This is a genomic window from Mycobacterium sp. NGS22, from assembly GCF_059813095.1.
Genome location: NZ_JCALDY010000020.1, coordinates 50,523 through 71,925, shown reverse-complemented (window position 1 = coordinate 71,925; position 21,403 = coordinate 50,523). Strand labels below are relative to the sequence as shown.

The 21,403-nt window shown below is 68.6% G+C and carries 19 protein-coding genes; 13 read left to right on the top strand and 6 right to left on the bottom strand.

From position 1 onward, the window contains the following. Nucleotides 1-32: 32 nt before the first annotated feature. Nucleotides 33-1,109, bottom strand: a complete 1,077-nt coding sequence (locus tag AC5Y47_RS18680; RefSeq protein ID WP_499945758.1) for a glycerate kinase family protein — start codon at nucleotides 1,107-1,109, stop codon at nucleotides 33-35. A 157-nt stretch (nucleotides 1,110-1,266) separates the two neighbouring features. Between AC5Y47_RS18680 and AC5Y47_RS18675 the strand changes: the two genes are divergently transcribed. Genes AC5Y47_RS18675 through AC5Y47_RS18660 form a run of 4 tightly spaced genes read left to right on the top strand, consistent with a single transcriptional unit; the run spans nucleotide 1,267 to nucleotide 4,276 of the window. Next, nucleotides 1,267-1,968: a DUF3043 domain-containing protein gene (locus AC5Y47_RS18675; RefSeq protein ID WP_499945729.1), complete on the top strand. Its 702-nt coding sequence runs from the start codon at nucleotides 1,267-1,269 to the stop codon at nucleotides 1,966-1,968. A 6-nt stretch (nucleotides 1,969-1,974) separates the two neighbouring features. After that, nucleotides 1,975-2,505 (top strand): bifunctional adenosylcobinamide kinase/adenosylcobinamide-phosphate guanylyltransferase, encoded by a 531-nt coding sequence (locus tag AC5Y47_RS18670; protein ID WP_499945727.1) that lies wholly within the window; start codon nucleotides 1,975-1,977, stop codon nucleotides 2,503-2,505. After that, the gene (gene cobT / locus AC5Y47_RS18665) at nucleotides 2,502-3,548 is read left to right on the top strand and encodes a nicotinate-nucleotide--dimethylbenzimidazole phosphoribosyltransferase (protein ID WP_499945726.1); all 1,047 of its coding nucleotides are present in this window, start codon (nucleotides 2,502-2,504) and stop codon (nucleotides 3,546-3,548) included. Before AC5Y47_RS18670 ends, cobT begins: the two co-directional genes overlap by 4 nt. After that, nucleotides 3,545-4,276 (top strand): adenosylcobinamide-GDP ribazoletransferase, encoded by a 732-nt coding sequence (locus AC5Y47_RS18660; RefSeq protein ID WP_499945725.1) that lies wholly within the window; start codon nucleotides 3,545-3,547, stop codon nucleotides 4,274-4,276. The genes cobT and AC5Y47_RS18660 overlap by 4 nt, the downstream gene beginning before the upstream one ends. Before the next feature lie 64 nt (nucleotides 4,277-4,340). Here AC5Y47_RS18660 and AC5Y47_RS18655 read toward each other — a convergent pair whose 3' ends face one another. Together AC5Y47_RS18655 and gcvT are read right to left on the bottom strand one after the other, a co-directional pair. Continuing rightward, entirely contained in the window at nucleotides 4,341-5,447 is a 1,107-nt protein-coding gene (locus AC5Y47_RS18655; protein WP_499945724.1) for a branched-chain amino acid aminotransferase, read from the bottom strand. Between the two features lie 55 nt (nucleotides 5,448-5,502). Beyond that, complete coding sequence (gcvT, locus tag AC5Y47_RS18650; protein ID WP_499945722.1) at nucleotides 5,503-6,606, bottom strand: glycine cleavage system aminomethyltransferase GcvT; 1,104 nt, start codon at nucleotides 6,604-6,606, stop codon at nucleotides 5,503-5,505. A 14-nt stretch (nucleotides 6,607-6,620) separates the two neighbouring features. Between gcvT and AC5Y47_RS18645 the strand changes: the two genes are divergently transcribed. Then, nucleotides 6,621-7,751 (top strand): adenylate/guanylate cyclase domain-containing protein, encoded by a 1,131-nt coding sequence (locus tag AC5Y47_RS18645; RefSeq protein WP_499945721.1) that lies wholly within the window; start codon nucleotides 6,621-6,623, stop codon nucleotides 7,749-7,751. Between the two features lie 25 nt (nucleotides 7,752-7,776). Further along, nucleotides 7,777-9,321: a leucyl aminopeptidase gene (locus AC5Y47_RS18640; RefSeq protein ID WP_499945720.1), complete on the top strand. Its 1,545-nt coding sequence runs from the start codon at nucleotides 7,777-7,779 to the stop codon at nucleotides 9,319-9,321. Between the two features lie 106 nt (nucleotides 9,322-9,427). On the opposite strand, the gene AC5Y47_RS18635 is transcribed toward AC5Y47_RS18640, so the two are convergent. Further along, nucleotides 9,428-11,014: a phytoene desaturase family protein gene (locus AC5Y47_RS18635; RefSeq protein WP_499945719.1), complete on the bottom strand. Its 1,587-nt coding sequence runs from the start codon at nucleotides 11,012-11,014 to the stop codon at nucleotides 9,428-9,430. A gap of 260 nt (nucleotides 11,015-11,274) precedes the next feature. Between AC5Y47_RS18635 and AC5Y47_RS18630 the strand changes: the two genes are divergently transcribed. Next, the gene (locus AC5Y47_RS18630) at nucleotides 11,275-11,625 is read left to right on the top strand and encodes an aminopeptidase (protein WP_499945717.1); all 351 of its coding nucleotides are present in this window, start codon (nucleotides 11,275-11,277) and stop codon (nucleotides 11,623-11,625) included. On the opposite strand, the gene AC5Y47_RS18625 is transcribed toward AC5Y47_RS18630, so the two are convergent. Beyond that, entirely contained in the window at nucleotides 11,622-13,406 is a 1,785-nt protein-coding gene (locus tag AC5Y47_RS18625; protein ID WP_499945716.1) for an SDR family oxidoreductase, read from the bottom strand. The two genes, AC5Y47_RS18630 and AC5Y47_RS18625, sit on opposite strands and share 4 nt — an antisense overlap. A gap of 223 nt (nucleotides 13,407-13,629) precedes the next feature. On the opposite strand from AC5Y47_RS18625, the gene sucB reads away from it, so the two are divergent. The 5 genes from sucB (at nucleotide 13,630) to AC5Y47_RS18600 (ending at nucleotide 19,220) form a co-directional block, all read left to right on the top strand. Further along, nucleotides 13,630-15,576, top strand: a complete 1,947-nt coding sequence (gene sucB / locus AC5Y47_RS18620) for a 2-oxoglutarate dehydrogenase, E2 component, dihydrolipoamide succinyltransferase (RefSeq protein ID WP_499945715.1) — start codon at nucleotides 13,630-13,632, stop codon at nucleotides 15,574-15,576. Nucleotides 15,577-15,591: 15 nt separating this feature from the next. Then, entirely contained in the window at nucleotides 15,592-16,503 is a 912-nt protein-coding gene (locus AC5Y47_RS18615) for a TIGR01777 family oxidoreductase (RefSeq protein ID WP_499945714.1), read from the top strand. A gap of 316 nt (nucleotides 16,504-16,819) precedes the next feature. Continuing rightward, nucleotides 16,820-17,509 (top strand): lipoyl(octanoyl) transferase LipB, encoded by a 690-nt coding sequence (lipB, locus tag AC5Y47_RS18610; RefSeq protein WP_499945756.1) that lies wholly within the window; start codon nucleotides 16,820-16,822, stop codon nucleotides 17,507-17,509. Further along, on the top strand, nucleotides 17,506-18,441 hold the full coding sequence (lipA, locus tag AC5Y47_RS18605) for a lipoyl synthase (protein ID WP_499945712.1): 936 nt from the start codon (nucleotides 17,506-17,508) through the stop codon (nucleotides 18,439-18,441). Before lipB ends, lipA begins: the two co-directional genes overlap by 4 nt. Nucleotides 18,442-18,467: 26 nt before the next feature. Then, the gene (locus AC5Y47_RS18600) at nucleotides 18,468-19,220 is read left to right on the top strand and encodes a DUF4191 domain-containing protein (RefSeq protein WP_499945710.1); all 753 of its coding nucleotides are present in this window, start codon (nucleotides 18,468-18,470) and stop codon (nucleotides 19,218-19,220) included. Nucleotides 19,221-19,230: 10 nt separating this feature from the next. On the opposite strand, the gene AC5Y47_RS18595 is transcribed toward AC5Y47_RS18600, so the two are convergent. Next, complete coding sequence (locus tag AC5Y47_RS18595; protein ID WP_499945709.1) at nucleotides 19,231-19,653, bottom strand: RDD family protein; 423 nt, start codon at nucleotides 19,651-19,653, stop codon at nucleotides 19,231-19,233. A gap of 228 nt (nucleotides 19,654-19,881) precedes the next feature. Between AC5Y47_RS18595 and glnA the strand changes: the two genes are divergently transcribed. Then, the gene (gene glnA, locus AC5Y47_RS18590) at nucleotides 19,882-21,318 is read left to right on the top strand and encodes a type I glutamate--ammonia ligase (protein ID WP_499945707.1); all 1,437 of its coding nucleotides are present in this window, start codon (nucleotides 19,882-19,884) and stop codon (nucleotides 21,316-21,318) included. Nucleotides 21,319-21,403 lie beyond the last annotated feature (85 nt).

The following is a 21,403-nucleotide window of genomic DNA, read 5'->3' as shown; positions in this document are numbered from 1 at the left end:
CCGGGGGACTGTTCGGGTGAAAACCCACTGGTTCAACGGTACCCCGGCGGGCCGCTATTCCCGAGTCGCGCGGCCACCTCGGACGCCAATCCCATCAGTTGATTCGCCGCGTCGGCCAGTGCCAACCGCACCGAACCTGCGTATTCGGACATCGCCAGGGCCGACATGATGCCCGACACGCGGGTGGTGGCCTTGTCCACCGACACCTGCCCGGCCAGCACGATCACCGGTATGCCCAGCGGGCGGGCGGCGGCCGCGATCTCCCCGACGACCTTGCCGTGCAGGGACTGCTCGTCGAAATGCCCCTCGCCGGTGACGATCATGTCGGCGTCTTCGAGGTCGTCGGCGAAATGGGTGAGTTCGGCCACAATGGCCGCCCCGGACTCGCAGCGACCGCCCAGCGCGAGCAGTCCGGCCCCGATACCGCCGGCGGCACCCGCGCCGGGCTCCGCGCTCACGTCGCGTCCGGCGACGGTGTCCAATACCAGCGCCCAGGCCTCCAGCCGTACCTCCAACCTGGCGACGGTCGCCGTGTCGGCCCCCTTCTGGGGGGCGAACACGCGGGCCGCACCCCACGGGCCCAGCAGCGGGTATTCGACGTCCGACGCGGCGATCAGCTCGACACCGGCCAACCGTTTGCGCGCCAGGTCCAGCCCGCCGAGTTCGTCGACCATGCCCTGGCCGCCGTCGGTGCAGGCACTGCCGCCCAAACCGACCACGATCCGCCGGGCGCCGGACTGCAGCGCGGCGGCGATCAGTTGGCCGACGCCCTTGCTGTGGGCGGTCATCGCGGTCTCCGGCGTGGGGGGACCGTCCAGTAGAGCCAGCCCGCAAGCCTGCGCGCATTCCAGATAGGCGGTCGCCGAGCGTTCCTCGAACACCCAGTCGGCGACGACGTCGGTGTCCAACGGGCCACACACCCGCAGTCGACGCAGTCCGCCCATCCGGCTGGTCAATACTTCGACAAAGCCCGGCCCCCCGTCGGATTGCGGGGCGACGATGAACGAGTCGCCCGGACGTGAGCGTGTCCAGCCGGTGGCGATGGCGGCGGCCGCTTCCACCGCGGACAGACTGTCCCCGTAGCAATCGGGGGCCACCAACACCCGCATGGCGGGCAGCTGGAGGCGGCCGGGCCCGAAGTCACCGGCAGCATCATCCGACGCCTGCGAGCCGTTCATTACTGGCAGCGTAGGTCTAACCCGCCCGCCGCCGCAGGCATAACAGGCGCATTCAGCGGGCCGGGCGCGGCGAAGTAACCTGGCGGTCGTGAAGTTGTTGGGCCGCAATAGAGGCTCCGGAAAAAGCGGGGCCGAAGGTGAGGACACGCCGGACTCGACCGAGCAGGAAGCCGGTTCGGCCCAGGCGCCGTCTCGCGCGTCACGCACCACCGGCCCCAAGGGACGGCCGACGCCCAAGCGCGACGAGGCTCGGCGGCAGGGCCGCAAGGGTCCGGTCGCGCCCGCGCCGATGACCGCCGCCGAGGCGCGCGCGCGGCGCAAGTCGCTGGCCGGCCCGAAACTCAGCCGCGAGGAGCGCCGCGCCGAACGGGACGCCCGCCGAGCCCGGATGACCGAGCGTCAGGAACGCATGAAGGCCGGTGAGGAGGCCTACCTGCTGCCGCGCGACCAGGGGCCGGTCCGCCGCTACGTCCGCGACGTGGTGGACGCCCGACGCAACGTGCTCGGCCTGTTCATGCCGTCGGCGCTGTTCCTGTTGGCCGTCATGTTCGCCGTGCCGCAGTTGCAGTACTACATGTCGCCGGCGATGTTGCTGCTGATGGCGTTGATGATGATCGACGGGATCGTGTTGGGCCGCAAGGTCGGCAAGCTGGTCGACGCGAAATTCCCGGACAACACCGAAAGCCATTGGAAGCTCGGTATTTACGCGGCCGGGCGGGCCTCGCAGATGCGGCGCATGCGGATGCCCCGGCCCCAGGTCGAGCGCGGCAGCCGCCCGAAAGCCGACTGACTCCCGGTGCGCACGCTGGTACTCGGCGGCATCAGATCGGGCAAGTCCCGGTGGGCGGAGGAAGCCATCGCCGAAGCACTGGCACCTGGCGAGGCGGTCCGCTATCTGGCGGCGGGTCCGGTCGACGGGTCCGATCCGGAGTGGTCGCGGCGCGTCGCCGACCACCGCGATCGTCGCCCCGCTCATTGGACGACGGTGGAAACCGGCGATCTGGCCGGCGCGTTGCGTCAGTCCCCCACTACTCCGACTCTGGTCGACGACCTGGGTACCTGGTTGACCAGCACCCTGGACCGCCACGGCTGGGACGGCGGATCGGTGAACGCGCCACTCGACGAGTTGCTGTGCGCGGTCGGCACGTTCGCCTCGACACTGGTGCTGGTGAGCCCGGAGGTGGGGTTGACGGTGGTCCCGGCCAGCGCGTCCGGCCGCCGGTTCGCCGACGAGCTGGGCACCCTCAACCAGCGCACCGCGGCGCTGTGTGAGCGGGTGGTGCTGGTGGTGGCCGGACAGGCGCTGACGGTCAAGGCGCCGGTGTGATCGGGTTCGCGCCGGTGTCACCGCCCGACCCGGGCGCCGCGGCGGCCGCCCGCGTCCGCCAGGACACCCTGACCAAGCCGCGGGGCGCGCTGGGACGGTTGGAGGAGCTCTCGGTCTGGGTGGCGTCCTGCCAAGGCGCCTGTCCGCCAAGGCAATTCGAGCGGGCCCGGGTGGTGGTGTTCGCCGGGGATCACGGCGTGGCGCGGTCGGGGGTCTCGGCCTATCCGCCGGAGGTGACCGCCCAGATGGTCTCCAACATCGAAGCCGGCGGGGCCGCCATCAACGCGCTGGCGCAGGTCGCCGGCGCGACCGTGCGGATCGTCGATATGGCGGTGGACTGCGACGACGTGCTGGGCCTGACGAATCAGGTCAGCGACAAGGTGCGCCGCGGCAGCGGCGACATCGCCGTCGAGGACGCCCTGACCCAGCAGGAGGTCGACCGGGCGATCGCGTCCGGTCAGCAGATCGCCGACGACGAGGTGGACGCCGGCGCCGATCTGCTGATCGCGGGCGACATGGGCATCGGCAACACCACCCCGGCCGCGGTGCTGGTGGCGGCGCTGACCAACACCGAGCCGGTCGCGGTGGTGGGCACCGGCACCGGTATCGACGACGCCGCCTGGTCCCGCAAGACCGCGGCCGTGCGCGACGCCCTGTTCCGGGCCCGCTCCGAGGATCCGGTCGGATTGTTGCGCCGTTGCGGCGGTGCGGATTTCGCGGCGATGGCCGGCTTCTGCGCGCAGGCCGCGATCCGGCGCACGCCGGTGCTGCTGGACGGCATGGCGGTGACGGCCGCGGCGCTGGTGGCCGAGCGGTTGGCGCCCGGCGCCCGGCAATGGTGGCAGGCCGGGCACCGGTCCACCGAACCGGGTCACACGCTGGCCCTGACGGCGCTGGAACTGGAGCCGATCCTCGACCTGCGCATGCGGCTGGGTGAGGGTACCGGCGCCGCGGTGGCGTTGACGGTGCTGCGGGCCGCGGTGGCGGCGCTGTCCTCGATGGCGACGTTCACCGACGCGGGAGTCACCGGACCTACATCGTGATCCGTTCGGTGGCAACGGCTTTCGCGTTCGGAACGGTGCTGCCGGTCCCGGGGTCACAGGCCGCGGCAATGGGTCGCGGGGCGATGACGGCGCTACCGGTGGTCGGTGTGGCGCTGGGCGGATTGGCGGCGGCGGTGGCCTGGGCCGGGGCCGCTGCGTTCGGTTCGGCCAGCCCGTTGTCCGGGTGGCTCGCCGTCGGGGTCCTGCTGTTGGCGACGCGGGGCCTGCACGTCGACGGTGTCGCCGACACGGCTGACGGGCTGGGTTGCTACGGCGAGCCGCAGCGTGCGCTCGCGGTGATGCGCGACGGGTCGACGGGGCCGTTCGGGGTGGCGGCGGTGGTCATGGTCATGGGGTTGCAGGGCTTTGCTTTATGCGCGCTGGGCGCGGGAGCGATTGTCCTGGCCGTCTTCGCCGGTCGATGCACCGCGGTGTTGGCGTGCCGGCGCTCGGTGCCCGCGGCCGAGGGCAGCGCGTTGGGTGTGCAGGTCGCGGGCACCCAGCCGGTCTGGGTGGTGCTGGATTGGCTGCTGGTTCTGCTGATCGCCGCGGTCCCGGTGGGGGCGCGGCCCTGGCAGGGGCCGGTGGCGGTGCTGCTGGCGGTCGGGTGCGGGGCGTTGTTCGTCGCGCATTGCGTGCGGCGGTTCGGCGGCATCACCGGTGACGTGCTGGGCGCCGCTATCGAAGTGACCACGACGGTCACCGCGGTGACGCTGGTCGCCTTCTGAGCGCGAGCAGACGCAGAATCGCACGCGGGAGACCCGCGGAATGCGATTCTGCGTCTGCTCGCCCCTAATCGAGCCGCGCCATCCAGCCGTGGGTGTCGGCGAAGGTGCCCCGCTGGATCCCCGTCAACGTGTCGCGCAGGGCCATCGTGACCTCGCCCGGCGTGCCGTCGGCGATGGTGAACTCGTCCTCGCCGTACTTGACCTGCGCCACCGGGGTGATGACGGCGGCGGTGCCGCACGCGAACACCTCGGTGATCTCACCGGACGCTGCCTTCTTCTCCCATTCGTCGACGTCGATCTTGCGTTCCTCGACCGCGAAACCGGCGTCAAGAGCCAACTGCAGCAACGAGTCTCGCGTGATGCCGGGCAGCAGCGAACCCGACAGTTCGGGGGTGACCAGTCGCGCCGAGCCGCCCTTGCCGAGCACGAAGAACAGGTTCATCCCGCCCATCTCCTCGACGTAGCGGCGTTCCACGCCGTCCAGCCACACCACCTGGTCGCAGCCGTGTTCGGCGGCCTCGGCCTGCGCCAGCAACGAGGCGGCGTAGTTGCCGCCGAACTTGGCCGCACCTGTACCGCCCGGGCTGGCCCGCACGTACTCCGTGGAAATCCAGACGGTGACCGGGCTGATGCCGCCCTTGAAGTAGGCGCCGGCGGGTGAAGCGATCAGCAGATAGCGGTACTCCTTGGCCGGGCGCACCCCGAGGCCGGGCTCGGTCGCGATGATGAACGGCCGCAGGTACAGCGCCTCTTCGCCGCCGGCCTTGGGCACCCAGTCGTTGTCGACCGCGATGAGCTGGCACAGCGATTCGATGAAGAACTGTTCGGGCAGTTCCGGGATCGCCAGCCGCCGCGCCGACGAGCGCAACCGGGCGGCGTTGGCGTCGGGCCGGAAGGAGACCACGGAGCCGTCGGTCCAGCGGTAGGCCTTGAGTCCTTCGAACACTTCCTGCGCGTAGTGCAGCACGATCGCCGACGGATCCAGCTCGATCGGGCCGTAGCCGAGCACGCGGGCGTTGTGCCAGCCCCGACCCTCGACGTAGTCGATCGAAACCATGTGGTCGGTGTGGTACCGGCCGAAACCGGGGTCGGCCAGGATCGCCGCCCGCTCGGTCTCGGTGGCCGGGTTGGCCGCGCGCGCAACCGTGAACTCGAGGGGGGCGGCGGTCATGGGGCCGATTGTATAACCGTGCGCCAACGCATTTTCGGCACGCGAATCGCCCCGGCTACCGCGTTTTCAGCTCGACGAACGGTGGCCGCACCACCTCGCAGTCGACCGCTCGGCCGCGGACGTCGACGGTGACCTGGCCGCCGTCCTGCACCCCGGCGTCGGTGTCGATCAGCGCCAGCGCGATGCCGCGCTGCAAGGTCGGCGAGAACGTTCCCGACGTGGTGGTCCCGATCGTCGACCCGCCGTCGAGCACGTTGAGCCCGGGGCGCAGCACGCCGCGGCCGAGCATCTTCAGCCCGCGTAGCAGCCGTCGCGGACCTGCCTGCTTCTCGGCCAGCATCGCGTCGCGGCCGAAGAAGGCGTCCTTCTTCCAGCCGATCGCCCACCCGCACCGCGCCTGCAGCGGCGAGATGTCGGGCGACAGCTCGTGTCCGTGCAGCGGATAGCCCATCTCGGTACGCAGCGTGTCGCGGGCGCCCAGACCCGCCGGCTGGCCACCGGCGTCGGAGACCGCGGCCACCAGGGCGTCGAACACGACCCCCGCGGACTCCCACGGCGGCAGCAGTTCGTAGCCGTGTTCGCCGGTGTATCCGGTGCGGCAAACCCGTACCGGCACACCGGAATACGACGAGTCCGCGTAGCCCATGTAGTCCATGTCGGTCGGCAAACCGAGCGCAGCCAGCACGTCCGAGGACTTCGGTCCCTGCACGGCGAGCACCGCGTAGTCGCGATGCAGGTTGGTGATCGTCAGCTCCGCGGGCGCGGCGGCCTGCAGCGCGTCGACGACGGCGGCGGTGTTCGCGGCGTTGGGTACCAGGAAGATCTCGTCGTCGTCGACGTAATAGGCGATCAGGTCGTCGATGACGCCGCCGGATTCGTTGCAGCACAACGTGTATTGCGCCTTGCCCGGACCGACCCGGGTCAGGTCGTTGGTCAGCGCGGAGTTGACGAACCGCGCCGCGCCGGGACCGCGCACCAGCGCCTTCCCGAGATGGCTGACGTCGAACAAGCCGACCGCGGCACGGGTCGCGTTGTGTTCGCCGACGGTCCCGGCATACGAGACCGGCATCGACCAGCCCCCGAACTCGGCGAAGGTGGCGCCCAGTTCACGATGCCGTTCTTCCAGAGGGCCTTGCTGCAGTTCCCGCGCCTCGCTCACGCTGTCTCACCCTAATGTCTGCCGCTGGTGGCAAACTTGGGCAGGTGTTCGACTGGGATGGCCTGGAAGCCGCCGGAATCGCGAACGCACGCGAGCGCGCCGACCTGATCAAGTATCTGGACGAGCTTGGTTTCACTGTCGAGGAGATGGCCGAAGCTGAGCGGCGCGGGCGCCTGTTCGGGCTGGCCGGGGACGTCCTGGGCTGGTCGGGACGCCCGATCTACACCGTGGCGGCCGCCGCCGAGCAGCTCGGTTTGTCGGCCGGCGAGGTGGCGCATGCCTGGGGGTTGCTGGGGCTGACCATCGCCGGTTCCGACGTGCCCGCCCTGAGCCAAGCCGACGTCGAGGCGCTCCAGACGTGGGTCGCGCTCAAGGGTGTGGTGGGCGAGGACGGCGCGTTCGGGCTGCTGCGGGTGCTGGGCGCCGCGATGGCCCGGCTCGCCGAAGCCGAGTCGACGATGATCCGCCTCGGTGCCCCCGACATCCAGATGACCCACACCCACGACGAGTTCGCCACCGCCCAGGCCTACCGCGCGATCGCCGAGTTCGTGCCGCGGATCGGGGCATTGATCGACATCGTGCACCGTCATCACCTGACCAGTGCTCGCACCCACTTCGAGGGCGTCATCCGTGACACATCGTCAAGCGTGGTGTGCGGCATCGGTTTTGCCGATCTCTCCGGGTTCACCGCGCTCACCCAGGCGCTGACCCCCGCGCAGTTGTCGGAACTGCTCAACGAGTTCGCCGCAGCGGTGTCGGACGTGGTGCACGCCGACGGCGGCCGGGTGGTCAAGTTCATCGGTGACGAAGTGATGTGGGTGTGCGGGTCACCCGAACAGCTCGCCACGGCGGCGCTCGATCTCGTCGGCCATCCCAAGGCACGCGAGGAAGGACTGCAGGTGCGAGCCGGGCTGGCGCACGGCACGGTGCTGGCCATCAACGGCGATTACTTCGGCAACCCGGTGAACCTCGCCGCGCGACTCGTCTCGGCGGCAGCACCGGGACAGATCCTGGTCGATTCGGCGCTGCACGGCGCATTGCCGAAGTGGCGCAGCGCCCCCGTCGGACCCTTGACGCTCAAGGGTTTCGACGCTCCGGTGCCGGCCTACGAACTGCTCGACAACCCGGCGGAGAAGCCAACCTAGGCCGCAGTGACTAGGGTGGTTGCCCGTGGCTACCACCGGTTACCAACCCCCGTCCGTCACCGTCGCGACCGCGCTGCCCAAACGCGGGGTCGGGTCCGCGGTGTTACTGGTCCCGGTCGTCTCGTCCGGTGACGACGAGCAGACCGGCGCTCAGGTAGCTGCGGCCGAGACGTTGCTGCCGGCCGAGGCGGTCACCGAGATCGAGGCGGGCCTGCAGGCGCTGGGCGCCACCGGGGGCACCGAGCAGACCCACCGGCTGGTGGTGTCGTCGTTGCCGGTGGCCAGCGTGCTGACCGTCGGCCTGGGCAAGGCCCGCACCGAATGGCCGGCCGACGTGGTGCGCCGCGCGGCCGGTGTGGCCGCGCGTTCGCTGGGCAAAGCCGAGGCGGTGATCACGACGCTGGGTGAGCTGCCCGGTCATGACGTGACGTCGGCGGTGGTCGAGGGTTTGATCCTGGGGGGTTACCGGTTCAGCGCTTTCCGCAGCGCCAAGACGGCGCCGAAAGACCCTGGGCTGCGCAGGATCACCGTGCTGTCTACCGCGAAGGACGCCAAACGGCAAAGCGCGCACGGTGCGGCAGTGGCGGCCGCCGTGGCCACCGCGCGCGACTTCGTCAACACTCCGCCCAGCCATCTGTTTCCTGCCGAATTCGCCAGACGCGCCAAAGAACTCGGCGAATCGGCCGGCCTCGAGGTGGAGATCCTCGACGACAAGCAGCTGAAGAAGGCCGGGTACGGCGGGCTGATCGGTGTCGGTCAGGGTTCCTCGCGCCTGCCGCGGTTGGTGCGGCTGACCCATCGCGGCTCGCGCCTGGCCAAGAACGCCAGACAGGCCAAGAAGGTCGCGCTGGTCGGTAAGGGCGTCACGTTCGACACCGGCGGCATCTCCATCAAGCCGGCCGCTTCGATGCACCACATGACCTCGGACATGGGCGGAGCGGCCGCGGTGATCGCCACCGTGATTCTGGCCGCGCAGCGGGAGCTCCCGATCGACGTCATCGCGACCGTCCCGATGGCCGAGAACATGCCGTCGGCGACCGCGCAGCGGCCCGGGGATGTGCTGACCCAGTACGGGGGCATCACCGTCGAGGTGCAGAACACCGACGCCGAGGGCCGGCTCATCCTGGCCGACGCGATCGTGCGGGCGTGTGAGGACAACCCGGATTATCTGATCGAGACGTCCACGCTGACCGGTGCGCAGACGGTAGCGCTGGGAGCGCGCATTCCCGGGGTGATGGGCAGCGACGACTTCCGGGACCGGGTTGCCGAGATCTCGCAGCGCGTCGGCGAGAACGGCTGGCCGATGCCGCTGCCCGACGAACTCAAGGACGATTTGAAGTCCAACGTGGCCGACCTGTCCAACATCAGCGGGCAGCGGTTCGCCGGGATGCTGGTGGCGGGGGTGTTCCTGCGGGAATTCGTCGCCGACTCGGTGCAATGGGCACACATCGACGTCGCCGGCCCGGCCTACAACACCGGCAGCGCCTGGGGTTACTCACCCAAGGGCGGCACCGGCGTCCCGACCCGCACCATGTTCGCGGTGCTGGAAGACATCTGCGAAAAGGGCTGACGGACGCCTGTCCCCGCTCTCTACGCGCCGAGCGTCAAGCTGGCGTGGCGCTCGACGGCGAATGCCGCGCCAGCGTGACGCTCGGCGACGGCTGCGCGCTCACGCGTCACTTCGTCAGCAGCGAGATCACCGCACGGCTCAGCTTCCGCCGCGGCCAGCCGGTCACCCCGTCGGCGGCCAGCGCGGCCTTGGCCGCGTTGCGCCCGCAGGCGCCGTTGACCGAACCGCCCGGCGATGCCGACGCGCTGCCGAGGTACAGCCGCTCGATCGGCGTCTCGGCCCGGCCCATTCCCGGCGCGGGACGGAAGATCAGCATCTGCTGCAACTGCGAGGTCCCGCCGTTGACCGCGCCGCGATACAGGTTCGCGTCACTGGCTTCCAGATCCGAGGGTCGCTGCAGGTGGCGGTGGATCACCCCGGCGCAGAATCCCGGCGCATGTTCCTCGATGACCTGATCCATCGACTCGGCCAGCCGCTCCGCCGACTCATCGTCGTAGATATCCCGCGGCAAATGCGTGTACGCCCAGACACTTTCGGTGCCCTCCGGTGATCTCGTCGGATCCGCCGTCGTGGTCTGACCGAGCAGCATGAACGGACGCTCGGGCACTACCCGCGTGTTCAGGTCCGCCATCCAGCGCACCAACCCGTCGCCGTCGGCGCCCAGATGGACCGTGCCGACGCTGCGCAATTGCTCCGCACGCCAGGGCACGCGGCGGTCCAACGCATAGTTGACCTTGACCACCGGCGGATCCCACTCGAAGTGCTCGAGGTCCTGTAACAGGCTGTCCGGCAACGTGTCCGGCGGCAGCATCTGGCAGAACAGTTGCGGCGCAGTCACATCGGCCACCACCGCGCGCCGCGCCCGAACCGTGCGGCCGGACGCTGTCGTCACTCCGACCGCCCGGCCGCCCTGCACCTGGATGCGGGCGACGTTCTGGTTGCACTCGACGCGTGCGCCCGCCGACGATGCGCGCTTGACCAGCGCTGCCGTCAGTTGCCCCGAGCCGCCAACGGGCACCGGCCAGCCGACGTCCTGACCAAGCATCGTCATCAGGAAGCCCATGACGCCGCTGCCCGGGGCGTCGGGCGGGATGTCGGCGTGCATTGCATTGCCCAGCAGCATGATTCGCGGCGCCTCGCCGTCGAACATCCGCTGGGCCATCGAATTAGCCGGCTGGACAAGAAGATTGGCGAGGCGTATCGCTTCGGAAGTGCCGAGCTTGCGCAGCAACTGCAGCAGAGCGCCAGTCGGTGGAAACGGTGAGAGCATCGCATTGAGCAGTGGGTCTTTGACCTTGTCCCACAACTCCACTACCCGCAACCAGTTGTCGGCGTCGGCGGGCTCACGACGGCCGAACTCCGCAGCCGTCCGTGCCGGGTCAGGGTAGAGCACGGGCGGGTCGTCGTCCGCGCCGTCGCGCGGGTGCCCCACCACAGCCGGCGCGTACGACCAGCGCAGGCCGTGCTCCTCGAGCCGCAGCTCGGTGATCGCCGGCGACGCCACCGTCATCGGGTAGTAGGAACTGAACAGATCGGTGATGTAACCCGGCGTCAGTTCGGCGCTGCGCACCGCCCCACCCGGTTCGGGTTGAGCCTCCAGCACCAGCACGTCCCAGCCGGCGTCGGCCAACATCGCCGCCGCGACCAAACCGTGGTGTCCGGCCCCGATGACGACGGCGTCGACGGCTTCCATGCCTAGGCGACCTGAGCCGGCACGAGCCGTTCGGCGAGGGCACCCAGTACGGAGGCCTCGACGTCCCGGGTCGTCGCCAGCTCCTCGGTCAACGTCATCGGCAAGTCCCTTCTTCGTTCGTCGCCTGCCGGATACCCCGACCGCGCCGAATTACCGCTCCTGGGGCATCCTCGACCGAACCGACCCCGCACGCGTTTAGCGGTAGTCGAACGCGGCTAAACATCTTCTCGACGGAAAACCCTGCGCGGGAAGGGCCGATGATGACGGTGCGACGGTTGATAATCGCAGTAAGTACTGCACTTTTGCTGGCCGGCGTGATCGGCCTGCTTGTCCCGGTGACGGTGTCCAACAGCAACGGCGGAACGATTAGCTGTGGCAATGGGATAGCCAGCGACCTGAGCGGCGCGCGGGCCGCCAACGACAGGAACGGCGCCAACATCCCGATCCTCAACCAGATCATCCCGCACACCGATTTCGTGAGCGCGTGTCAGTCGTCGGTGTCGAGCCGTCGGATGTGGATGATCCCGTTGACGGTGATCGGCATCGCCGGCATCGCCGCTGCGTTCGCCCTTCGGCGCACCGAGGGCGCACCGGTCGGCACGCAGCCTTAAATCACCTTCACGCGTGCGGTGCTGCGCAGTGCCTGGGGCAGCACCCGCGAGACGCCGTAAAGCGCATAGGCCTCGAAGGTGACCGGCCGGATCGGCTTGTTCTTCTTCACCGCGGACAGGATCGCGTTGGCCACCTTGTCCGGACCGTAGCGGCGGATGTCGAACATCTTGTCCAACTGGCCGCGCCGGCCGTCGACCCGCTCGTCGTCAATCCCGACCAGCGTGTCGAACCGGGTCGTAGCGATGATGTTGGTGTCGATCACACCCGGGCAGATGGTGGTCAGCCCGACGTCGGCGGCGTCGAGCTCGGCGCGCAGGCAGTCGGAGAACATGAACGTCGCCGCTTTGGAGGTGCAATACGCGCTCAGCGAGCCGAGCGGTGCGTAGGCGGCCATCGACGACACGTTGACGATGTGCCCGCCGGTGCCGCGCTCGGCCAGGCGGCGCCCGAAGGCCCGGCAGCCGTTGACCACGCCGCCGAGGTTGACGCCCAGCACCCGGTCGAACTGCTCGGCCGGGGTATGCAAGAACGCCCCGGCCTGCCCGACCCCGGCGTTGTTGACGACGATGTCGGGCAGCCCGTGCTCGGCGCACACCCGCTCGGCGAACGCCTCGACCGCGTCGGCGTCCGACACGTCCAGCACATAGGCGTGCGCGACCCCGCCGCGGTCCGCGACCAGCGCGGCGGTCTCTTTCACGGTGGCCTCGTCGATGTCGCTGATCACGATCTCGGCGCCTTCCCGGGCGAACGCGAGCGCGGTCTCGCGCCCGATGCCGCTGCCGGCGCCGGTGATCGACACCAGCGTGTCGCCGAAGTCGCCGCGCGGACGGCCCACCTGGGCGCGCAGCAGCGCGCGGCTGGGCGGCTTGCCGTCGGCGAGATCGGCGAAGTCCTGCACCGCGGCCGCCATCACCTGTGGGTGCGACATCGGCGAGAAGTGGCCGGCCCGGACGTCGCGGCGCCAAAGTCGTGGCACCCAGCGAGCGGTCTCGTCGTACCCGTGCGGCCGCACGTACTTGTCGCGCGTGTTGACGATGAGCTGCACCGGTACGTCGACCACATGCACACCGCGGCGGCGGAAGCTGCCGGAATACGAGCGCCAGTAGTTGGCCGGGTACACCTTGACCGAGTTCGCCGCGTCGCTGGCGATGTTGTCGGAATGACGGATCTGCTCGACCGGGATGTTGTCGACGACGGCGCGCCGCACCGCCGCACTGCGAAACGCCAACCGCAGCAGCAGCGGCGCCAGCACGGGGATCGAGAAGAAGGCCATATAGGTCAGCCGCACGGCCTGGCTGACCGCTTGGGCGAATCTGCGCGGACGCCACGGTTGCCGCAGACCGCCGAAGATGAACTGGACCAGCTGATCGTGCGCCGGCCCGGACACCGAGGTGAAGGTCGCGACCCGGTCGCCCGCGCCGGGCCGGGTCAGGTACTCCCACACCCCGACCGAACCCCAGTCGTGAGCCAGCACGTGCACCGGTTGGCCGGGACTCAACTGGCCGATGACCGCGGCGAAGTCGTCGGCGAATCGGGCCATCGTGTAGGCCGAGACCGGTTTGGGAGCCGAAGACAATCCGACGCCGCGGTTGTCGTAGCGAATGATCCGGAATCGTTGCGCGAGCAGCGGTACGACCCCGTCCCACAACACGTGCGAGTCCGGCCAGCCGTGTACCAGGACCACCGGCGGCCCTTCCCGATTGCCCTCTTCGTACACGGCGATCCGGGTGCCGTCGGCGCTGTCGACGAACTGTTGTGGTGCGTGTTGTGTTGCCGGCATCGAACCTCCGCCACCTGCGACTTGCTGTCTGTACCAGTGGCCCACCGTAGCAGCGGCGCGGCGCCGGTCGGTGGATCAGTCACGCGCCCTGCATGTGCTGCGACGACCGCACGTGACAGGATGAGTTTTGACATCCACGCGGGTTTCGTACCCGGTGCACGACCATGTGGTAAGCCAGAGGTCGAGCTGTGCCGACCGACGACCGATCGAGGAGTCAACAAAGATGGCCTTCTCCGTTGAGATGCCGGCACTTGGTGAAAGCGTCACCGAGGGAACCGTGACCCGCTGGCTCAAGCAGGAAGGCGACACGGTCGAGGTCGACGAGCCATTGGTCGAGGTCTCGACCGACAAGGTCGACACCGAGATCCCGTCGCCGGCCGCGGGCGTGCTGACCAAGATCATCGCTCAGGAAGACGACACGGTCGAGGTCGGCGGCGAGCTTGCCGTCATCGGTGACTCCGAGGATGACACCGACGGCGACGACAGCGACGACAGCGAAGACAGCAACGACACCGAAGACAGCGGCGACGCCGAAGACAGCGACGACACCCAAGACGACACCGACGACGGCGGCGACGAGGACAGCGCGCCCGCCCAGCAGGAATCGGTTGCCGAAGAGGAAGAGCCCGCGCAGGACGACGACGAGTCCGAGCCCGAGCCGGCGAAAGACGAATCCGGTGAGGATTCCGGCGACGGGGATTCGACCCCGGTGTTGATGCCCGAACTCGGCGAGTCGGTCACCGAAGGCACCGTGACGCGCTGGCTGAAGAGCGTCGGCGATTCGGTGCAGGTCGACGACCCGCTGGTGGAGGTGTCCACCGACAAGGTCGACACCGAGATCCCGTCGCCGGTGGCCGGTGTCCTGGTCAGCATCACCGCCGAAGAGGACGACGTCGTTGAGGTCGGCGGTGAGTTGGCGCGCGTCGGCAGCAAGGACTCGGGCTCGAAACCCAAGAAGTCCGAGCCCAAGGAAGAGGCGAAGAAAGAGTCCGAGCCGAAGCAGAAGAAAGAGCCCGAGTCCGAGGAAGACGCCAAGCAAGCGCCCCCGGAAGAGGCCAAAGAAGAAGCCAAAGAAGAAGAAGCCAAGGAAGAGCCGAAAAAAGAGCCCAATAAGGAACCGAAAAAAGAGCCAGAGGACGAATCCCAAGCGGAACCAAAGGGAAAGGCCAACGAGCCGCTCAAGGCCGAACCCGCGTCGACTCACAAAGAGCCCACCGAATCCGACGGCACCCCGTATGTCACTCCACTGGTGCGAAAGTTGGCTTCGGAGAACAACATCGACCTGTCCGAGGTGACCGGCACGGGCGTGGGCGGCCGCATCCGCAAACAGGATGTGCTGGCGCTTGCCGAGAAGAAGACAGCGAAGGAAGACGCGCCCGCCGCCGAAGCGCCCGCAGCCGCGCCGGAGAAGAAAGCCCCTGCCGCCGCGACGTCCTCGTTGGCGCACCTGCGCGGCACCACGCAGAAGGCCAGCCGGATCCGTCAGATCACCGCCAAGAAGACCCGCGAATCACTGCAACTCACCGCCCAGCTCACCCAGACCCACGAGGTCGACATGACCAGGATCGTGGCGTTGCGCGCGCGGGCCAAGGCGGCGTTCGCCGAACGCGAGGGCGTGAACCTGACCTATCTGCCGTTCATCGCACGCGCGGTCATCGACGCCCTCAAGGCACACCCCAACGTCAACGCCAGCTACAACGAAGAGAGCAAGGAGATCACCTACTACGACGCCGAGCACCTCGGGTTCGCCGTCGACACCGAGCAGGGGCTGCTCTCCCCCGTCATCCACAACGCCGGCGACCTGTCGCTGGCCGGGCTGGCCCGCGCCATCGCCGACATCGCCTCCCGGGCACGCTCGAACAAACTCAAGCCCGACGAGCTTTCCGGGGGCACGTTCACCATCACCAACATCGGCAGCCAGGGCGCGCTGTTCGACACCCCGATCCTGGTGCCGCCGCAGGCCGCCATGCTGGGCACCGGCGCCATCGTCAAGCGGCCCCGGGTGATCGTCGACGACCTGGGCAACGAGTCGATCGGGGTCCGCTCGATCAGTTATCTGCCGCTGACCTACGATCATCGCCTCATCGACGGTGCCGACGCCGGGCGCTTCCTCACCACCGTCAAGCACCGGCTCGAAGAGGGTGCCTTCGAGGCCGATCTAGGACTGTAGGGAAGCTTCCGTACTGTGGCCAAAGCCGTTGTCGCCATAGCGGGTTCATCTGGATTGATCGGCTCGGCGTTGCGCGCGGCGCTGCGCGCGGCCGACCATGACGTGCTGCGGATCGTGCGGCGCGCGCCGGCCAATTCCGAAGAGCTGCACTGGGATCCAGAGGGCGGCGAGTTCGACCCCGACGCGCTCGTCGACGTCGACGTGGTGGTCAACCTGTGCGGCGTCAACGTCGGCCAGCGGCGGTGGTCGGGAGCGTTCAAGCAGAGCCTGCGGGACAGCCGCATCGCACCGACCGAAGTGCTGGCCGCCGCCGTCGCCGACGCCGGCGTGGGCACCCTGATCAACGCCAGCGCGGTCGGCTACTACGGCGACACCAAGGACCGCGTGGTCGACGAAAACGCCCCGGCCGGAAGGGGATTCCTGGCTCAGCTGTGTGTGGATTGGGAAGCGGCCACGTTGCCGGCCCAGTACGAGGGCACCCGGGTGGTGTTGGCCCGCACCGGCGTGGTGGTCGCCCCGTCGGGCGGCGCGCTGCGGATGATGCGTCCGGTGTTCTCGATCGGTCTGGGCGCCCGGCTCGGCAGCGGCCGGCAGTACATGTCCTGGATCAGCCTTGAAGACCAGGTGCGCGCGCTGCTGTTCGCCATCTCGCACCCCACCTTGTCCGGCCCGGTCAACATGACCGGGCCCGCGCCGGTCACCAACGCCGAGTTCACCACCGCGTTCGGGCGCGCGATCAACCGCCCGACTCCGTTGGTGCTGCCCGGCTTCGCGGTGCGCGCGGCCCTCGGTGAATTCGCCGACGAGGGACTGCTCACCGGTCAGCGGGCCATTCCGACGGCCTTGGAGCGGGCCGGTTTTCAGTTCCACCACAACACGATCGGTGAGGCGCTGCATTACGCCACCGCCCGCCGCGACGGGGATTAGCGCGCGTCTGAGCAAGGTTCGGCGGGGCTTTCTCGCAAAATGCCAGGAAACTTCCACAGGCGGTTCACGCGGCGAGCTTGCTCGAAGCGGTCCACGGCCTTGAGCGTGAATCCTCGGCGTTGGTTGTGAAATGACGGCTCTCGGAGTGAACCCACGGTGGGAAAATCGGCCGGGATTCCGCCCAGGCTTCACTCGCGAAGCCCACGATTCACACTGAACGCCCACGATTCACACCGAACGCGACAGCGACCCAAGCCAATGCCCCGCCGTGACGCTCGGGGCGGCTCCGGCCGGTAGCCTGGCGTTCGTGACCAAGGTGACGGAGTCGATCCGCGCCGCCACCAGCGCGATCGACATCCGCCAGCTGGGCAGCGTCGACTACGGTGCCGCCTGGCAACTGCAGCGCGAGTTGGCCGACTCCCGGGTCGCCGGTGGCCCCGACACGCTGTTGCTCCTGGAACACCCCGCCGTCTACACCGCCGGACGTCGCACCGAACCGCAGGAACGCCCGCTGGACGGCACTCCCGTCGTGGACACCGATCGCGGCGGCAAGATCACCTGGCACGGCCCCGGCCAGCTGGTCGGCTACCCGGTCATCGGGCTGGCCGAGCCGTTGGACGTGGTGAATTACGTGCGGCGTCTGGAAGAAGCCCTCATCCGGGTGTGCCGCGAGGTCGGGGTGGAAGCCGGGCGGGTCGAGGGACGCTCGGGAGTGTGGATCCCCGGCCGGCCGGCGCGCAAAGTCGCCGCCATCGGAGTCCGGGTGGCACGCGCGACGACGCTGCACGGGTTCGCGCTCAACTGCGACTGCGACCTGGCTGCGTTCACCGCGATCGTGCCGTGCGGCATCAGCGACGCCGGCGTGACGTCGTTGTCTGCCGAACTGCAGCGCACGGTCACCGTCGAGGAGGTCCGCGGCGCCGTCGCCGACGCCGTCTGCGCCGCACTCGACGGTCTGCTTCCGGTCCGGGAACACGACATCACCCGCGTAACATCGACGTCGTGACTGTCGCACCCGAAGGCCGCAAATTGCTGCGTCTGGAGGTGCGCAACGCCCAGACACCCATCGAGCGCAAACCGCCGTGGATCAAGACGCGGGTCCGGATGGGGCCGGAGTACACCGAGCTCAAGAGCCTGGTCCGGCGCGAGGGTCTGCACACGGTCTGCGAGGAAGCCGGTTGCCCCAACATCTTCGAATGCTGGGAGGACCGGGAAGCCACCTTCCTGATCGGCGGCGACCAGTGCACCCGCCGGTGCGACTTCTGTCAGATCGACACCGGAAAGCCGGCCGACCTCGACCGCGACGAACCGCGCCGGGTCGCCGAGAGCGTCCAGACCATGGGGTTGCGGTATGCCACCGTCACCGGAGTCGCCCGCGACGACCTGCCCGACGGCGGGGCCTGGCTGTATGCGCAGACGGTGCGCGCCATCAAGGAGCTGAACCCCGACACCGGTGTCGAACTGCTGGTCCCCGACTTCAACGGCGAATCCGCCCGGCTCGCCGAGGTTTTCGAATCACGTCCAGAAGTGTTGGCGCACAACGTCGAAACCGTGCCGCGCATCTTCAAGCGGATCCGGCCGGCGTTCACTTACCAGCGCAGCCTGGACGTTCTGGGCGCGGCGCGCGAGGCCGGCCTGGTCACCAAGAGCAATCTCATCCTCGGCCTGGGCGAAACTCCCGACGAGGTGCGCATCGCGCTGGCCGATCTGCACGCGGCGGGTTGCGACATCGTCACCATCACCCAGTACCTGCGCCCGTCGGCCCGACACCATCCCGTCGAACGGTGGGTCACTCCCGAGGAGTTCGTCGGCTTCGCGCAATACGCCGAGGGGTTGGGCTTCGCCGGCGTGTTGGCCGGGCCGCTGGTGCGCTCCTCGTATCGGGCCGGGCGGCTCTACGAACAGGCCCGCACCGCGCGCACCTCGACGCCCGGGTAACCGGCGCGTACGTATCCTTGGTGACTATGGCCAAACCCCGAACTGTTGCCGAGAACAAGGCCGCCAAGGCCGAGGCGACGGCCGCCCGCAAGGCGGCGTCCAGAGACCGTCGCAAGCAGCTGTGGCAGGCGTTCAACATCCAGCGCAAGCAGGACAAGCGGCTGTTGCCGTACATGATCGTCGCTTTCGTGCTGATCGCCGGCACGTCGGTGGGGGTCGGGATTTGGGCCGGCGGTCTCACCGCAATCATGATGCCGGTATTCGGCCTGGTGCTGGGCGCGCTGGTGGCGTTCATCATCTTCGGACGCCGCGCCCAGAAGAGCATCTACCGCCAAGCCGAGGGCCAGGCCGGGGCGGCGGCATGGGTGCTGGACAACATGCGCGGGAAGTGGCGGGTGACCCCCGGGGTGGCGCAGACCGGTCACTTCGACGCGGTACACCGGGTGATCGGCCGGCCCGGGGTCATCTTCGTCGGGGAAGGGTCGACGGGCCGCGTCAAGCCGCTGCTGGCGCAGGAGAAGAAGCGCACGGCGCGCATCGTGGGCGACATTCCGATCTACGACATCATCGTCGGCAACGGCGAGGGCGAGATTCCGCTGGCCAAGCTGGAGCGTCACCTGACCCGGCTGCCGGCCAACATCTCCGCCAAGCAGATGGACTCATTGGAGTCGCGGTTGGCCGCGCTGGGATCGCGGGCCGGGACCGGCATGCTGCCGAAGGGGCCGCTGCCGAACTCGGGCAAGATGCGCGGCGTCCAGCGCACCGTGCGCCGCAAATAGCCCACGCCCGTCAGCGTCGCAGTATCGCGGTGTTGGTCAGCCGGTCCTGCAGCCCCCGCCCGTCGGCATCGGTGAACAGCGGTGGGACCACCAGGAAGATCAGCACGCCACGTGCCAAGGACCGTCCGATGCCGATCGGCAGCCGACCGTCCACGGCCGCCACTTGCAGTCCCAGCACCAGCTGACCGGGACTGACACCGAACAGTCGCACCGACACCGCACCCAGCACCAGCCAGACGACCAACTGCATCGTGGACAAGACCGTGTCCGGGATCGCACCGAGCGTCAGAGCCAGCAGCGCAAGCCCGCCCGCGATCAGCCAGTCGACCAGCAGGGCCAGCAACCGGCGCCCCATCGGGGCCAGCGAACCCGACCCGGACTGCGGCAAGCCCAGCGCCTGACCCGGATAACCGGCAGTCGATTCCTGCGTCACCGTGTTCGTCCGGTCACCACATGTCCGGGTGCCGGTACAGCGCAGTGCCGCACTGACACGTGACCGGTTACGATCTTGCGGGCCATGGCTTCAACAATAGGGCTCCGGACTTGCCCGAGCTCTGCTGCGGTGCCGTGGTACGTAACGCCCGCGCAATACGGGGTTGACGGACTTGTAACAACACGTCCCTAGCGTCGGCCGCGAATCACCGAGTAAAAGGAGCCTTCTGTGACGGATAAGACGCCCGACGACGTCTTCAAACTTGCCAAAGACGAAAACGTCGAGTTTGTCGACGTCCGTTTCTGCGACCTGCCGGGAATCATGCAGCACTTCACGATCCCGATTTCGTTCTTCGACGAGAGCGTGTTCGAGGACGGCCTGGCCTTCGACGGCTCGTCCATCCGCGGTTTCCAGTCGATCCACGAGTCCGACATGCTGCTGCTCCCGGACCCCGTCACGGCGAAGATCGACCAGTTCCGCGAAGCCAAGACGCTGAACCTGAACTTCTTCGTGCACGACCCGTTCACCCTCGAGCCTTACTCCCGCGACCCCCGCAACGTCGCCCGCAAGGCCGAGAACTACCTGATCAGCACCGGCATCGCCGACACCGCCTACTTCGGCGCCGAGGCCGAGTTCTACATCTTCGACTCGGTGAGCTTCGACTCACGCACCAACGGTTCGTTCTACGAGGTGGATGCCATCTCGGGCTGGTGGAACACCGGCGCCCCGAACGAGGCCGACGGCAGCCCCAACCGCGGGTACAAGGTCCGCCCCAAGGGTGGGTATTTCCCGGTGGCGCCCGTCGACCACTACGTCGACCTGCGCGACAAGATGCTCACCAACCTGATCAACGCCGGGTTCAGCCTGGAGAAGGGCCACCACGAGGTCGGCACCGGCGGTCAGGCCGAGATCAACTACAAGTTCAACACGCTGCTGCACGCCGCCGACGACATGCAGCTGTACAAGTACATCGTCAAGAACACCGCGTGGCAGAACGGCAAGACCGTCACGTTCATGCCCAAGCCGCTGTTCGGTGACAACGGCTCGGGCATGCACACCCACCAGTCGCTGTGGAAGGACGGCACCCCGCTGATGTACGACGAGACCGGGTACGCCGGCCTGTCGGACACCGCACGCCACTACATCGGCGGTCTGCTGCACCACGCGCCGTCGCTGTTGGCGTTCACCAACCCGACGGTGAACTCCTACAAGCGCCTGGTGCCGGGCTACGAAGCCCCGATCAACCTGGTGTACAGCCAGCGCAACCGCTCGGCGTGTGTCCGCATCCCGATCACCGGCAGCAACCCGAAGGCCAAGCGGCTGGAGTTCCGCTGCCCCGACTCGTCGGGCAACCCGTACCTGGCGTTCTCGGCCATGCTGATGGCCGGCCTGGACGGCATCAAGAACAAGATCGAGCCGCAGGCACCGGTCGACAAGGACCTCTACGAACTGCCGCCGGAGGAGGCCGCCAACATCCCGCAGGCTCCGACGCAGCTGTCGGCGGTGATCGACCGGCTCGAGGAGGACCACGAGTACCTCACCGAGGGTGGGGTGTTCACGACGGACCTGATCGAGACCTGGATCAACTTCAAGCGGGAGAACGAGATCCTGCCGGTCCAGATCCGGCCGACCCCGTACGAGTTCGCGCTGTACTACGACGTGTAACCCGTATCACCCCCTGCTGGACCCCTTTCCGACGAAGCCACCCGCGCCGCAATCCGTTGCGGCACGGGTGGTTTCGTCTTTGTCG